Annotated in this window: 12 protein-coding genes and 1 rRNA gene; 11 read left to right on the forward strand and 2 right to left on the reverse strand. The window is 56.1% G+C overall.

Going from position 1 to position 14,635, the window contains the following annotated elements; genetic code table 11:
- Position 1 precedes the first annotated feature (1 nt).
- The 6 genes from rrf to LCM31_RS12800 all read left to right on the forward strand — a co-directional run bounded on the left by rrf (position 2) and on the right by LCM31_RS12800 (position 5,916).
- A 5S ribosomal RNA gene (gene rrf, locus LCM31_RS12775) occupies positions 2-117 on the forward strand.
- 390 nt (positions 118-507) lie between these two features.
- Positions 508-987, forward strand: a complete 480-nt coding sequence (locus tag LCM31_RS12780) for a glutathione peroxidase (RefSeq protein WP_224870689.1) — start codon at positions 508-510, stop codon at positions 985-987.
- 556 nt (positions 988-1,543) lie between these two features.
- Positions 1,544-3,079 carry a 2-isopropylmalate synthase gene (locus LCM31_RS12785; protein WP_224870691.1) on the forward strand — a complete coding sequence of 512 codons (1,536 nt, stop codon included), beginning with the start codon at positions 1,544-1,546 and terminating at the stop codon, positions 3,077-3,079.
- A 20-nt stretch (positions 3,080-3,099) separates the two neighbouring features.
- Positions 3,100-3,897 (forward strand): hypothetical protein, encoded by a 798-nt coding sequence (locus LCM31_RS12790; protein WP_224870692.1) that lies wholly within the window; start codon positions 3,100-3,102, stop codon positions 3,895-3,897.
- Between the two features lie 47 nt (positions 3,898-3,944).
- On the forward strand, positions 3,945-4,451 hold the full coding sequence (gene rimI / locus LCM31_RS12795) for a ribosomal protein S18-alanine N-acetyltransferase (RefSeq protein ID WP_224870694.1): 507 nt from the start codon (positions 3,945-3,947) through the stop codon (positions 4,449-4,451).
- Between the two features lie 94 nt (positions 4,452-4,545).
- Entirely contained in the window at positions 4,546-5,916 is a 1,371-nt protein-coding gene (locus LCM31_RS12800) for an MATE family efflux transporter (RefSeq protein ID WP_224870696.1), read from the forward strand.
- Between the two features lie 27 nt (positions 5,917-5,943).
- On the opposite strand, the gene LCM31_RS12805 is transcribed toward LCM31_RS12800, so the two are convergent.
- Positions 5,944-7,719 (reverse strand): aminopeptidase P family protein, encoded by a 1,776-nt coding sequence (locus LCM31_RS12805; RefSeq protein WP_224870698.1) that lies wholly within the window; start codon positions 7,717-7,719, stop codon positions 5,944-5,946.
- Positions 7,720-7,884: 165 nt separating this feature from the next.
- Between LCM31_RS12805 and prfC the strand changes: the two genes are divergently transcribed.
- The 5 genes from prfC (at position 7,885) to tpx (ending at position 12,581) form a co-directional block, all read left to right on the forward strand.
- A complete protein-coding gene (prfC, locus tag LCM31_RS12810; protein ID WP_224870700.1) occupies positions 7,885-9,468 on the forward strand; it encodes a peptide chain release factor 3 in 1,584 nt (527 codons plus the stop codon).
- A 40-nt stretch (positions 9,469-9,508) separates the two neighbouring features.
- Positions 9,509-10,135 carry a 1-acyl-sn-glycerol-3-phosphate acyltransferase gene (locus tag LCM31_RS12815; RefSeq protein WP_224870702.1) on the forward strand — a complete coding sequence of 209 codons (627 nt, stop codon included), beginning with the start codon at positions 9,509-9,511 and terminating at the stop codon, positions 10,133-10,135.
- Positions 10,132-10,467 carry a hypothetical protein gene (locus LCM31_RS12820; protein ID WP_224870703.1) on the forward strand — a complete coding sequence of 112 codons (336 nt, stop codon included), beginning with the start codon at positions 10,132-10,134 and terminating at the stop codon, positions 10,465-10,467. The genes LCM31_RS12815 and LCM31_RS12820 overlap by 4 nt, the downstream gene beginning before the upstream one ends.
- Positions 10,468-10,524: 57 nt before the next feature.
- Entirely contained in the window at positions 10,525-11,943 is a 1,419-nt protein-coding gene (locus tag LCM31_RS12825; RefSeq protein ID WP_224870705.1) for a M20/M25/M40 family metallo-hydrolase, read from the forward strand.
- Positions 11,944-12,086: 143 nt separating this feature from the next.
- A complete protein-coding gene (gene tpx / locus LCM31_RS12830) occupies positions 12,087-12,581 on the forward strand; it encodes a thiol peroxidase (protein WP_224870707.1) in 495 nt (164 codons plus the stop codon).
- A gap of 108 nt (positions 12,582-12,689) precedes the next feature.
- On the opposite strand, the gene LCM31_RS12835 is transcribed toward tpx, so the two are convergent.
- A complete protein-coding gene (locus LCM31_RS12835; protein WP_224870709.1) occupies positions 12,690-14,576 on the reverse strand; it encodes an MFS transporter in 1,887 nt (628 codons plus the stop codon).
- Positions 14,577-14,635 lie beyond the last annotated feature (59 nt).

A 14,635-nucleotide genomic window follows, 5' to 3' on the forward strand; every position in this document is an offset into this window, starting at 1 on the left:
GCCTGACGACCATAGAGTTGTGGAACCACCTGATCCCTTGCCGAACTCAGAAGTGAAACGCAACATCGCCGATGGTAGTGTGGGGATTCCCCATGTGAGAGTAGGTCATCGTCAGGCTTCAAATCCAAAAGGCCGTACAGGAAACTGTACGGCCTTTTTTCTTTTACGCTGTGGGAAAAACCTGTAGTAACCGCCTATCCACAGCCTGAAATTGAGTAAGTCCTCGCGGGTTTTATCCCCAAATCGCAATGATGGTTTTTTAGGCGCCGCCGCAACCCCAGTAATCACGCCACTCCCATCGAATATCCCGTAGTTACCCACAACTCTGTCCAAGGTTTCTGTGTGTAACCGTGCTGTGTATAAGTCTGAAATTGTTTATTAAATCAATCCACAATGGTCTGCTGGACGTACGTGGTGTTGCAGCGCCTGTGCGATCCCTTGCGGATTTTTATGAGGCGTTTATATTGCGAATTAGGAAATGACCAAGGACCCGCATAGGAGTCAATTATGTCCGAGATATTTAACATTCCCGTTGAAGGCGGTGATGGTAAACAGTCCACCCTGGAGGAGTACAAGGGTAAGGTACTATTGATCGTAAACACGGCCAGTAAGTGTGGCTTTACTCCTCAATATCAGGGCTTGGAAGAGCTGTACGAGAAGTACAAAGATAAGGGGTTCGCAGTACTGGCGTTTCCGTGTAATCAGTTTGGCCAGCAAGAGCCTGGCTCGGACAGCGAAATCCAGGAGTTCTGCTCACTCAACTTTGGTGTCAGCTTTCCGGTTTACTCCAAGTTGGATGTTAATGGGACCAATGCCCACCCCCTGTTTACCCACCTGAAGCAGGCGGCTCCGGGTATCCTGGGTACCGAGGGTATCAAATGGAATTTCACCAAGTTCTTGGTCAACCGCGATGGCGAAGTGGTGAACCGCTTTGCGCCTAAAGATAAGCCGTCGGCGATCGCGGCTGATATTGAAAAACTGCTATAAGAGTCTGGCTGGAGTGCGGTGGGTGTCACTGCCGCATCAGGTAATACACATAGGCGAATAAATCGATACTAGGATGCTTATCCGTTTATGGGTCATTTAGGGAGTCATTTTTTGTTTTGACTTGCTCTAATTTCCAGATTGGTAGGATGGCTGTTGATATCCTGCTTGATTGAAGCTTATAGTCCTGTTTCCCGGTGCGTATATGCACGTAGGTTGATGTGGGTGCCGGGTTATACACGCTAGGTTTTCAATCAGGAATATGATGCAGCCATGTTTCGCAAGCAATCCATGGACAGAGTCCAGCCGAATGTGACGGTCGCGAGGTCTCAATTCCCCGCATGTACCGTTGCCAGTGCCAGCAACTTCCACCTCTCTGCCGATATGGCGAAGTCCACTGCTGCCCTTCTACGACTAGCTAGCCCGCTACGACTGCCGCGCTGCGGCATATAATTTTATCCCCACACGTCTCAACAGAATTCCGTACTTAATTTGAGTAGCGCGTAGACAGCGACAATTGCGCTGTTTAGCCTCGGGCCAGACTAGGAGAAGAGCCCTCATGAACTCTAATAAAGATAAGTTAGTCATTTTTGATACCACCTTGCGCGATGGCGAACAGAGCCCTGGCGCATCCATGACCAAAGAAGAAAAGATTCGTATCGCGACGATGTTGGAGCGCATGCGTGTCGACGTGATTGAAGCCGGTTTCGCGATCGCGAGTCAGGGCGATTTCGAAGCGGTGCAGGCGGTTGCGGAAACCGTAAAGGATTCACGCGTATGCAGCCTCGCTCGTGCGGTAGGGCCGGATATTGCGCGTGCGGGAGAGGCGCTTAAAAACGCCAATGCGTCGCGTATCCATACCTTTATTGCGACATCCCCCATCCATATGAAGTACAAACTTCAAATGGAGCCTGAGGATGTATTGCGTCAGGCAGTGGAAGCGGTAAAGACCGCGCGCCAGTTTACCGACGATGTGGAATTTTCGCTGGAGGACGGCAGTCGCTCAGAGCCGGACTTTATGTACCGCATCATCGAAGAGGTGATCAAGGCGGGTGCCGGCACCATCAATATCCCCGATACGGTTGGCTACGGTGAGCCGGGTGAGTACGGCGCTATGTTCAAGCGCGTGATCGAGAATGTGCCGAACTCGGACAAGGCAATTTTTTCCACCCATTGTCACAACGACCTGGGGCTGGCAGTGGCCAACTCCCTCTCCGCGGTAATGAATGGGGTGCGTCAGGTGGAATGTACCATCAACGGCCTGGGTGAGCGTGCCGGGAACGCTTCGCTCGAGGAAATCGTGATGGCGGTGCGTACCCGTCAGGATCTGTACCCGGTGGAAACCCGTATCGATACCAGCCACATTGTGCCCACTTCCCGTCTGGTTTCTTCCATCACCGGGTTCCCGGTACAGCCGAACAAAGCCATCGTTGGTGCCAATGCATTTGCGCACGAGTCGGGTATTCACCAGGACGGCGTTCTCAAGCATCGTGAAACCTACGAAATCATGCGCGCAGAGGATGTGGGCTGGGGACAGAACCGTTTGGTCCTGGGTAAGCACTCCGGTCGTGCAGCGGTAAAAGCGCGCTACGAAGAGCTGGGTGTTACCTTTGCCGATTCAGCAGAATTTAATGTGCTGTTCCAGCGTTTCAAAGATTTGGCAGACAAGAAACACGAGATCTTCGATGAAGACCTGCAGTCGTTGATTTCCGGTGCTGCCGAGCCAGTCGAGCATTATCAGTTGGTGGACCTTGAGGTGCGCAGCAAAAGTGGTAGTAACCCTCAGGCCAGGCTGGAATTGAAGATCGACGGTGAAAACCGCTCTTGCAATGCGGAGGGCAGCGGTCCGGTGGATGCGACCTTCAAGGCCATTGAGTCTGTGGTTGGCAGCAATGCAGACCTGAAACTGTATTCCGTAAATGCGGTAACCCAGGGTACCGACTCCCAGGGCAGCGTGACGGTGCGCCTTGAGCGTGACGGCAAGCTGGTGAACGGTGTAGGTGCGGATACCGATATTTTGGTCGCTTCCGCCAAAGCCTATCTGGATGCGTTAAACTTGCTCGCCAGTAAAAGCAGAAAGCCGGAAGGCGTCTGAGCGAACAAGCGGAGATTAGAGTGAACGAGCTACAACGGACCGAATACCTGACGGCGCTGGGTGTTACCAGCTATATGCCCAGGTTCTGTCTGCCTCTGGCTCCGCAACCTGTTCAGGCCGTTTTGCCTCCACCGGCAGAGGCTGTGGTGGAGGGTGGGCGCCCTGCGACTGCTGCGGCGCTCATGCAATCCATCGGCGTCGATGTCGCTCAGGAATCCAGGTCGTCGACCGCGCCATCGGCGCCTGCGCCCGCTCAAAGCCAAGAGGGCGTGGAGCGGGTCATCGGTCGCATTACTGCCGAAACCAAGTCGCCCGAACCGCAGGTGCAATCCGCTCCGGTAGCAGCCCCGGAAAAACCGGTAGCCCCGTTTATTCTCAGTTGCTGGTGGCTCGGCGAAGAGTTGCTGGCCGTGGACAGCCGTGAGCCGGGTAGTGCTCTGCCAGTGGAATCCCTGTTCGGGAATATGGCGCGGGCACTGGGCTGGCACCAGCTACCCTCCCAGCGCGACAAATTGAAGTGGCCGCTGGCTGAAAACCCATTTGCCATGGCCGCGGGCGCCAGTGATGCCCGCGAAACCTGTCGCAGCTGGCTGGAGGCGGCTTCTGCACGGAAATCGGTTAAGTCCATCTGGTTGATGGGTGAGCAGGCACAGTCCTTCTGTGCGCCTGTTCCCCTGGATGATTCGGTCGCGGACTGGGATGGCACTTCGGTTGTGGCCCTGCCAAGTCTTACCGAGCTGCTGACGGAGCCCGCTCGCAAGCGCGATGTCTGGCAGCTACTGCGCAAGCTGTATCCTGAGCAAACCCGCAGCCAATAACCTGCCTCATCGCTTGCCCCGCGCAAGTTGATCACGGAAACAGGCCTTTGAACTCCTCATCCTTCCCACCTTCTTCTGGTCCCCGTGTTGCTGACCTCACGTTTGTGCGCGCAGAAGAGGGCGATTGCGATGCTCTTGCGCTACTCGCTCGCGGTGCACACAGCCATCCCTGGAGCGCCCAGCAATACCGGGACAGCCTGGGTAGCGGCCATCGATGCTGGGTACTCCGTGCTCCGGAAGTCGAGGACGAGCGGCGCTCGAGCCTCGTTGCCTGCTGTGTAACGAGTCGTTTGTTTGATGAGATTGAAGTCCTCGATGTGGCCGTTGCCCCGGAGTGGCAAAACCGGGGTGTGGGAACACAGCTTTTACAGCGTGTTCTCGCTCAATGCCCTGATGACATTGCCCGGGTCCTGCTGGAAGTGAGAGCATCCAACCGCTCGGCGCGTGCCCTGTATCACAAGCTCGGCTTTTCGGAAGATGGGCGCCGTAAGAATTACTATCCAAAATCCGATGGTACGCGTGAAGACGCACTGCTGATGAGTCTGATATTGTAAGCCCGCGTATAAAGGTGAGCGCGATGCGGGTATCTAGACCGTGGGCCGCGGATATGCCATCACACCATTTCCTTGCTTGAAGTCCGGAATCAGCATGCCATCCCATACATCACAGCCTTCGTTGCTCGAAGGTTCCGTCGCAGCGCATTTGCGGCGACTTGCCTTGCCGATGGTGTGGGGCATTCTCGCGACCATGTCATTTAACGTGGTGGACACCTATTTCGTCGCCCAGCTCGGGGATGGGCCCCTCGCGGCAATGAGTTTTACCTTCCCGGTAGTGATGGTGATCAATGCGCTGGCTATTGGTCTTGGTGCCGGCATGTCTTCGGTGGTCGCGCGGGCCTACGGTGCCAGAGATATGCAGCGGGTACGCCGTCTGGTTACCGATGCCACGGTGCTTGCCATGCTGATCGCGGTGGTGGTGAGTATTGCCGGGCTGCTCACTATTGAACCGCTATTTCGGCTACTGGGGGCAGAAGAGCGCCTGCTGCCACTGATTACCGACTATATGTTGCCCTGGTATGTGGGGGCAGTGTTTGCCGTGGTGCCCATGGTCGCCCTGTCTGCACTGCGCGGCATCGGCAACAGTTCCGTGACCGGTCGCATCATGCTTGGGGTCGCGTTGTTTAACCTGATCCTGGATCCGCTGCTCATTTTCGGACTGCTTGGCTTCCCGCGTCTCGAGTTGCAGGGCGCAGCCCTGGCGACGGTTATTTCCCGCGGGGTTAGCTTTTTTGTTGCAATGTATATCCTCGCGCGACGTGAGCACTTGCTCGCCATGCCAACCGCGAACTGGGCTGCGCTGAAAGATTCCTGGTCCAGTTTGCTGCACATCGGACTGCCGGCCATCGCGACCAACGTCATTATTCCCATGTCCGGTGGTGTTGTGGTGGCGCTGGTCGCCGCCCATGGCGCAGATGCGGTGGCGGGGCTGGGAATTGCGCTGCGTATCGAGCCACTGGCACTGATTGTCTTTTACGCCTTGTCGTCTGTGGTCGGGCCGTTTATGGGGCAGAATGCCGGCGCCGGTAAATTGCAGCGTCTGGATGAAACGGTGTCGGTGCTTGCGCGATTCTGTCTGGTGTTTGGTGTGGTGCTCAGCCTGTTGCTCTGGTTAGTGGGCGGCCTGATCGCAGGGCTGTTTAGTGACTCCCCGCAAGTGCTCGATGTGGCCACATCCTATCTTTATCTGGTGCCATTTAGCTACGCGGGCTACGGTTTTGTGATGTCTGCGAACGCCGCCTTTAATGGCCTCGGACACCCGCTCCCGGCGACTCTGATTTCGTTTCTGCGGGTACTGGGGGTTTATCTGCCTTTGGCTTGGCTGGGGAATCAGATCTGGGGCATCAGCGGGCTGTTTCTGGCAACGCTGCTATCCAATTTGGTGCTGGGGCTGGTTGCCTGGTGGTGGCTGCGCAAACATTTGCGACAATATGCCAAGGATGCGCTCGCGGCGCTCGGTTAAGCAGCGCCGCTACCAAACAAGCGTGTTTTATTCCTGTGTAATAGGTGCGGTGGCCTCGGCCAGCCAGGCTCGAGTATGCTCGTCCACGTGATTGGCAAGAGTGGTGTGCACCTTTTCATGGTAGTCATTCAACCATTGCAGCTCCGCGTCACTCAGCAAGTCCGCATTGATCAGCTGGCGGTCGATGGGTGCCAGGGTTAAATCCTCAAACTCCAGGAACCCCGGGAAGCCATCCCGCTCTTTGACGAAAATCAGATTCTCGATGCGAATGCCGTACTCATCGGTCAGATAAAAGCCCGGTTCGTTGGAGACAATCATGCCCGCTTCCAAAGCCACATTGGTGGTGACCTTGCCGATTCTCTGTGGCCCTTCGTGCACACTCAGGAAACTGCCAACCCCGTGCCCGGTGCCATGGGCGTAATCGAGCCCGGCATCCCATAGCGGCTTGCGTGCGAATGCGTCGATCTGTTCGCCGCAGGTGCCCGTGGGGAACTTCAGCGTGGCAATGGCGATGTGCCCCTTGAGCACACGGGTGAAGTGATCGCGCGCGGACTGAGACGGGGCCCCTAGGGCCACGGTGCGCGTGACGTCGGTGGTGCCGTCCGGGTATTGGCCGCCGGAATCGATCAGGTAGATTCCCTCCGCACTCATGGGCAGGCTCGACTCCGGGGTGACTCGATAGTGGACGATGGCGCCATTGCCGCGGTAGCCGGAGATGGAATCAAAGCTGTCGTCGGTAAAGCCTTCTCGCTGCTCGCGTTTGCTGCGCAACAATTGAACGGCTTCGATCTCGCCAAAACTCTGCTGGGTTACAGCTTCCGGGAGTGCCGCGAGAAATTCGCACAGCGCGGCACCATCGCGCACGTGTGCCGCGCGGCTGCCTTCCAGCTCGGTGGCGTTCTTACGCGCTTTGGCGGCGGTAATCGGGTCGCGCGAACGCTGAACCTGAATATCCCGCGCGCGCAACTGCTGTAGAGTCCAGCAATTGGTTAGCTGCGGGTCGGCCCAAACACTCTGCACATGCTGCCGCTCGGCTGCGCTGAACAGACTGTCTTTGTCGTGCACGACTTCGATCTCGCTGCCGAGGTGCTTTTGCAGTGCCTCGCTGTTGGCGTCGGCGGCAAGATAAAGCGTGGCGGACCCATCCTGATACAGGAACCCCATGCTTAGCGCGACTGGCAAGTGGGGGATATCGCTTCCCCGGATATTGAACAGCCAGGCGCAGACTTCCGGGTTAGCGAGCCACAGGGCATGCTGTTGTTTCTGCTTGAGCTCCTCGGCAATACGCTGCCGCTTGCTCTGTGAGTCCTCACCGGTGAAGATTTTGGGGTGTGGCAGTGCCATGTTACTAGGAGCGGCGGGGCGGTCCGGCCAGATCTGGTCTATTGGATTAGTATCCAGTGCCCTCAGCTCAACACCCTGCTCACTCAGGCGCTGTTTGAGGGGGGCAAGTCCGGGCTCCGTATGCAGGCGCGGGTCGAAGCCGAGGGTGTCGCCGGGCTTGAGGGCGTCACAGAGCCAGTGGGCGATGTCGGTTGCGGCGAGGCTCTGTTGCTCGATGGGCTGGTCCCCGATCTGTTGCTGTGCCTGCAGCGTGTAGCGGCCGTCGACAAACAGTGCCGTGCGCGCGTGAGCGAGGGCGGCAAGGCCCGCTGACCCGTCAAAGCCTGTGAGCCAGGCCAGGCGCTCGTCTGCAGCCGGTACATACTCATTTTGATATTCATCGCAGCGGGGTACCAGAAATCCCTGAACCTGCTGCTCTGCCAGGGCCCGCTGCAGGGCCTGCAAGTTTTTTTGACTCATTGTTCATCTCTGTCGGTAGTATCGAGGGCGCTTGACCAGAAGTCCTCGGTGGTCCGGATTGACCGGCGTCAGACCGGTTGGGTTTTTGCAGTCTAACAGCCCCAGAGATGTGTGCCGACGTGTATAATGCCCGACTGTTTTTTATCCAGTTCGATTGTTTGCATTATGGGTCAATCTTCATCTCTGGCGGGCATTAACGGCCGCCGTACCTTCGCGATTATTTCTCACCCGGACGCCGGTAAGACTACCGTGACCGAGAAGTTGCTGCTGTTCGGAAATGCGATTCAGCTAGCGGGTTCCGTAAAGGGCAAGAAGGGGCCCCACGCGCGCTCGGACTGGATGACCATGGAGCAGGAGCGGGGTATCTCCGTAACCTCGTCGGTCATGCAGTTTCCCTACAAGGAGCGCGTGGTAAACCTGCTGGATACCCCTGGGCACGAGGACTTCTCCGAAGATACCTATCGCGTACTGACCGCGGTGGACTCGGCGCTGATGGTGATTGATGGCGCCAAGGGTGTCGAGGATCGCACCATTAAGCTGATGAACGTATGCCGTCTGCGAACTACACCGATCCTGTCGTTCATCAACAAGCTGGATCGCGATATCCGCGATCCCATCGAAGTGATGGATGAAATTGAAGAGGTGCTGAATATTCAGGCGGCACCCATCAATTGGCCGCTGGGCTCCGGCAAGCTCTTCAAGGGCGTGTACAACTTGTACACCGACACGATCCATGTGTTCCAGCAGGGCCAGGGCCACACCATTCCCGAAGATATTCAGATCAAGGGCTTGGATTCCGACGAGGCCACTGCGTTGCTGGGCGAGGATGCCGAGGAGATCCGCGAAGAAATCGATCTTGTCCGTGGTGCCACCCATGAGTTTGACCTGGAGGCCTACCGCGCCGGCAAGCTGACCCCGGTGTTTTTCGGTACCGCGCTGGGTAACTTCGGTGTTCGCGAAATGCTGGACGGATTTGTCGAGTGGGCGCCGGGTCCGCAATCACGCCAGACCAATGAGCGTGAGGTACAGCCGGAAGAGGGTAAGTTCAGCGGGTTTGTATTTAAGATCCAGGCCAACATGGACCCCAAGCACCGCGACCGTATTGCCTTTATGCGTGTTTGTTCCGGTACCTACAACCGCGGTATGAAAATGAAGCACGTGCGCATCGGCAAAGATGTAAAGATTGCCGATGCCGTTACGTTTATGGCCGGTGATCGTACCCATGTGGAGGAAGCCATTGCCGGCGATATCATCGGCTTGCACAACCATGGCACCATCCAGATTGGCGACACCTTTTCCGAGGGCGAAACCCTCAAATTCACCGGCATTCCCAATTTTGCGCCGGAGCTGTTTCGTCGTATCCGCCTGAAAGATCCGCTAAAGCTGAAGCAGTTACAAAAAGGCCTGCAGCAACTGTCCGAGGAAGGCTCGACTCAGGTGTTTTTCCCCTTGGATAACAATGACATCATCGTCGGTGCTGTGGGGGTGCTGCAGTTCGAAGTGGTGGCATATCGCCTGAAAGACGAGTACAAGGTGGAAGCGATTTACGAAAATGTGAATGTGAATACGGCGCGGTGGGTAGATAGTGAAAGTGCCAAGGAGCTGGAGAACTTCAAACGCAAAGCCAGCATCAATCTGGCTGTGGATGGCGCCGGCCATTTGACCTACCTGGCCCCGACCCGCGTGAACCTGCAACTGGCGGAAGAGCGTTACCCGGACGTGCGCTTCTATGCGACCCGCGAACATTAATCCGGATTGGAATCCGCTTAATTTTTGAGAGATTGTTACCGTGACAGCAGTAAAGAAAACCACGATTCCTACATCGTTACCTGAAGAAATGCCGCGCGCCGGCAATTGGTTCACTCAGGGCCTCGGACTTTTGATTGTCAAATTATTGGGGTGGCGCTTTGACGGTAACTTCCCCGCGGAAAAAAAGTTGATGGTGGCCCTGGCCCCGCACACGTCCAACTGGGACTTTGTGGTAGCAATGCCGTTTATCATGGCGCTGAAGCTGAAAGCCTCCTGGTTAATGAAAAAAGAGGCTTTCTTTTTCCCGTTCAAGGGACTGTTTATGTGGCTCGGTGGTATCCCCACCGACCGTTCCGCAGCGGGTGGTATGGCTAAACAGGTGGCAAACCAGTTCAAGCAAAATGAGAAAATGTGGGTGGCGCTCACCCCGGAAGGTACGCGCAAAAAAGCGAGCAAATGGAAAAACGGTTTCCTACGGATCGCACATGCGGCGGACGTGCCGGTATTGCTGATTGCCTGGGATTTCCCTACCAAGCGTATCTGTATCGACTCGCTGTATCGCACCACCGGTAATTTCGAGGCCGACATGCAGGAAGTGCAGCGGCGTTTCAGCAAGTACCGTGGGCGCAACCCGGAAAATCAAACGGAACTTGTTGGTAACGAATGAACCTGTTTATCACCATCGGGCTGACTTTTGCGGTTTTTGCACTCGTAGTCTGGGGGTTGATGCATATGCGTACGCCTCGTTTCCGCATGGAGCGTGCGCAATTCCAGCAGGGTCTGGAGGATGTGATTGCGGGGCAGGCCGACGACAATGAGTGGCGCGTGCTGACCGGTTACCCGATGCGTCACGACCCTCCGCTGGAACGCTTGCGGCTAGAGTGTTTAAGTATCGAGGAAGACGAGTACACGGGAAAAATGCCCTACCTGTTTTCCGATGAGGGTATTCGGCGTTTGCGTGACGTACGCGAACGTCTACTTTCACTGCCGAAGCTATAGATTAAAAATCGTTTTGTCGAATAACAATAACTATCCATAAGTAGTACTGGAGAAATCATGTTTAAGCACCTGTTGAAACCTGTTGTGACCATGAGCGGCGGTTTAGCGGCAATGTTGGTGGTCGCTGCCACGCACGCTGCGCCATTGAAGAAAGAAGATTTGTCCGTGGCGGAGGTACTTAGAGATCGCGCGCTGGCGTCTTCAGACGCCTACAGCCTGGTGGAGTCTCTCACTGTGGAAGTGGGCCCGCGACGCGCCGGTACCAAAGGTGATGAGCGCGCGGTAGCCTGGGCCCAGCAAAAAATGAAAGACCTCGGCTTTGATCGTGTGTACACCGAACAGATCGATGTAAAGCGCTGGGCGCGCGGCCACGCGCACGCCGAGGTAACCGCACCCTATCCCCAGCCTCTGGTAGTAACTTCTCTGGGGTACGGCGCATCCACACCGGAAGGCGGCCTGACGGCAGAGATCGTCCCTTTTCCCGATGTGGAAGCCTTGATGGCGGCACCAGCAAGCACAGTAGAGGGCAAAATCGCTTTTATCAACAAGCGAATGGAACGTGCGCGTACCGGTGAAGGCTATGGACCGGCAGCGCAGGGACGCAGCAAGGGCATGCGTGCGGCAGCGGAAAAAGGCGCCGCGGCTATGCTGCTGCGCTCGGTCGGTACCGATTCCGACCGGTTTGCCCATACCGGCATGATGTCTGTGGATGGCGTGGCCAACCCAGTGCCTGCCCTGGCCTTGTCGGCCCCGGATGCGAACCTGCTGGAGGCCATGCTGAAGCGTGGTAAGCCGGTACAGGTGAAGCTTGATGTGCACAATGCCCCTCTGGCCGATGGTCCTTCCTTTAACGTGATTGGTGAAGTGGTTGGCCGCGACAAGCCCGAAGAAGTGGTTCTTATTGGTGCGCACCTGGATAGTTGGGACGAAGGTACCGGTGCACTGGATGACGGTGCTGGTGTGGCGATTGTGATGGAAACCGCGCGTTTGATTTCAGAATTGCCTCAGCGCCCTCGTCGCACTCTGCGAGTGGTTCTGTTTGGCGCTGAAGAGATCGGCCTGGTAGGTGCAAAACAGTATGTGGACGCGCACCAGGATATGCTGGATAAAATTATCATGGTGTCCGAATCGGACTTCGGCGCGGGCAAAATCTGGCGCTTTGATACGCGTATCCCAGAGAGCAAGTTTGTGATTGCCGACCAGATGATGCAGTTGCTTGCGCCGCTGGGTATTGAGCGCGGAAACAACAAAAGCTACGGTGGCCCAGACAGCAGTGTATTTGTTGCGCGCGGTGTCCCGGCGATGGGGCTGTACCAGGATGGCACCGACTACTTTGATTATCATCACACACCGAATGACACTTTGGATAAAGTCGATCCGGATAACCTGAAGCAGAATGTTGCCGCCTGGGTGGTGATGTCGTTCCTGGCTGCGGAAATGGAAGGCGATTTTGGTCGCGTTCCCACCGCGGAATAAATTGCGGACCTATCCAGACTGTTAAAAACCCCGCGCTATGCGGGGTTTTTTGTTGTCTGCCGGTGAGCGGGCGCGCGATTGACAATACCCAACCTGCTAGTCATGCTGCGTACACATTCAACCGGCAAGTCAAGGAATACACAATGGCCAATGTTACTTTACAAGGAAACCCCATTACCACCGTGGGTGACTTACCTCAGGTCGGCAGCCAGGCGCCCGCCTTTACCCTCGCACAGGGAGACCTTTCAGACCTGACGCTACAGGACCTGGCAGGCAAGCGCGTGGTCTTAAATATTTTTCCTTCGGTAGATACCCCTACCTGTGCAACCTCGGTGCGTACCTTCAATGAGCAGGTTGCTGCGCTGGAAAATACCGTGGTGGTTTGTATCTCCGCGGACCTGCCATTTGCGATGACACGCTTCTGTGGCGCTGAGGGAATTGCAAACGTGAAGCTGGGTTCTACATTCCGTTCACACTTTGGTAAGGACTACGGTGTTGCTTTTGCAACAGGGCCGCTAACCGGTTTGCTCTCGCGCGCTGTCGTGGTGATTGATGAAACTGGCAAGGTTATTTATACCGAGCAGGTCGCGGAAACCGCTGACGAGCCCAATTACGACGGTGTCACTGCCGCACTGTAATGATTGGCTGTTCTCAAATAAAAAGCCGCGTCGTAAATCGACGCGGCTTTTTTGTTTTCAGGCCTATTGAGTTTGGGGCTATGTGTGCAGAACATATTGGATACCGATCTAACGGTGGTTGCCGCGCAAGTCCAGTACGGTTTCCTGTAATACCTCGGCGTTCGCGTAGGTGGCCTCAACCGGTTTTCCTGCCACAACACAGACTCGCGACCAAAAACGCCGGGGCAGTGTGCTGAATGCATGGCCGTCCTTGTGGCTGAAAAAACTCCCCCACAATCCTCTTAGTGCCATGGGAATAACTGGTACCGGGGTCTGCTCCAGTATCTTTTCAATCCCCGCCCTGAACGGTTGTAGCTCACCATTTTGGGTGAGCTGCCCTTCGGGGAAAATGCACAGCAAGTCACCGTCTTTCAACCCCTGTTCGATGTCTTCAAAAGCTTTTGCGTAGCCCTTCGGGTCCTGCTGCCTGGAGCAGATGGGAATGGCGCGACTGGTTTTGAAAATAAAATGCAGAACCGGAATTTGATAGATGGGCTTGTACATGATGAAGCGAATGGGACGGCGCACCGCTCCAGCCAGCAGCAGCGCATCCACATAGCTCACATGGTTACAGGCAATGATGGCCGCTCCTTCCGCCGGAATGCGCTCCAGCCCCTCGTGTTTTACCCGGTACATGGTATGAGACAGTAGCCAGATGAGCAGGCGCATGGCGAATTCGGGTACCTTGGTGAATACGAAGATCGCCACCGCCGCATTCATCAGGGTGATCACTAGGAAAAACTGTGGAATCGTGGCTCCGAGAACATTCAGGAAGACGATACCGAGTAGCGCCGCCATCACCATAAAGAGCGCATTGAAGATATTGTTGAGGGATATGATGCGCGCGCGGATACTGGCCTCGGAGCGCTCCTGCATCATTGCGTAAAGCGGGACGATGAAAAAGCCGCCGAAAATACCGATCAATGTCAGGTTGATCAGAATACCCAGTGAGCCGTCGCTGGCCCAGAAGGCGGCGACCGTGGTTTCAGCTGGAGGTTGATAGTTACCGGTGGCTGAGGCTAGCAGCATGCCCACCAGCGTTAAACCGGCGGCACCGATCGGCACCAGCCCGAGTTCCACGCGGCCGGCGGACAGGCGCCCACACAGCAGTGACCCAACCGCTACACCAATGGTAAAGCAGCACAGCAGCAGGGTGACCAGTGACTCGCTGCCGCCCAGCACATTGCGGGTCAAACTGGGGATTTGCGTGAGGTAGGCCGCTCCCAGTAGCCAGAACCAGGAAATCCCAATGATGGCGTAAAACACCGCTGGCTTTTTCACGGCTTCTTTGAGTACCTGGCCAACCTGAGTAACCGGGTTGAAGTTGAGCTTGAGGTCGGGGACGGGTGCTGCCGCCGCGGGTATTTCTCGACATACCAGATAACCGGAAATGGCTGTGGTCAGTAGCACCGCAGAAATCCACAACAGCCCGGATTGACCTTCGCCGGTGTACCCCGCCAGCAGGCCGCCGACGATGGTGCCGGTCAGGATGGAGACAAAGGTGCCCATTTCCACCAGTGCGTTGCCGCCTACCAGCTCTGTCTTCTGCAGATGCTGTGGCAGGATCGCGTACTTCACGGGTCCGAAGAAGGCCGACTGGACGCCGAGCAAGAACAGCACGCCCAGGCATAGATAGTTGTTGCCGCTATACAGCGCGCCAATGCCCAGCAGCACAATGCCTATCTCGGCCAGCTTGATACGACGGATCAGTACACTTTTATCCACCTTGTCCGCCACCTGACCGGCGGTGGCGGAAAACAGGAAAAACGGCAGGATAAACAGGCCCGCAGCGAGGTTAATCAGGAAGTTCGCCTCGTCGGTTGCCAGGCGAAAGGCAATCATCACGATCAATGCGTTTTTGAACACATTGTCATTAAAGGCGCCCAGTGACTGGGTGCAAAAGAATGGTAGAAAGCGACGGCTGGCGAGTAGCTGTAACTGGTTCTTGTGGGCCACGGTGGCCTCCTTCGTGCTTGCAGGCGTTCTTTGCAAACCATGGTAAGTCATCCGCGACG

It is taken from the genome of Microbulbifer agarilyticus (assembly GCF_020171345.1).
GTDB classification, from domain to species: Bacteria; Pseudomonadota; Gammaproteobacteria; order Pseudomonadales; family Cellvibrionaceae; genus Microbulbifer; species Microbulbifer agarilyticus_D.

Bases quoted from the DNA above. Each gene is read 5' to 3' on its own strand.
- LCM31_RS12805 (WP_224870698.1), bottom strand. From the start codon at position 7,719: ATGAGTCAAAAAAACTTGCAGGCCCTGCAGCGGGCCCTGGCAGAGCAG.
- LCM31_RS12800 (WP_224870696.1), top strand. From the start codon at position 4,546: ATGCCATCCCATACATCACAGCCTTCGTTGCTCGAAGGTTCCGTCGCA.
- prfC (WP_224870700.1), top strand. From the start codon at position 7,885: ATGGGTCAATCTTCATCTCTGGCGGGCATTAACGGCCGCCGTACCTTC.
- LCM31_RS12785 (WP_224870691.1), top strand. From the start codon at position 1,544: ATGAACTCTAATAAAGATAAGTTAGTCATTTTTGATACCACCTTGCGC.
- LCM31_RS12825 (WP_224870705.1), top strand. From the start codon at position 10,525: ATGTTTAAGCACCTGTTGAAACCTGTTGTGACCATGAGCGGCGGTTTA.
- LCM31_RS12820 (WP_224870703.1), top strand. From the start codon at position 10,132: ATGAACCTGTTTATCACCATCGGGCTGACTTTTGCGGTTTTTGCACTC.
- LCM31_RS12780 (WP_224870689.1), top strand. From the start codon at position 508: ATGTCCGAGATATTTAACATTCCCGTTGAAGGCGGTGATGGTAAACAG.
- tpx (WP_224870707.1), top strand. From the start codon at position 12,087: ATGGCCAATGTTACTTTACAAGGAAACCCCATTACCACCGTGGGTGAC.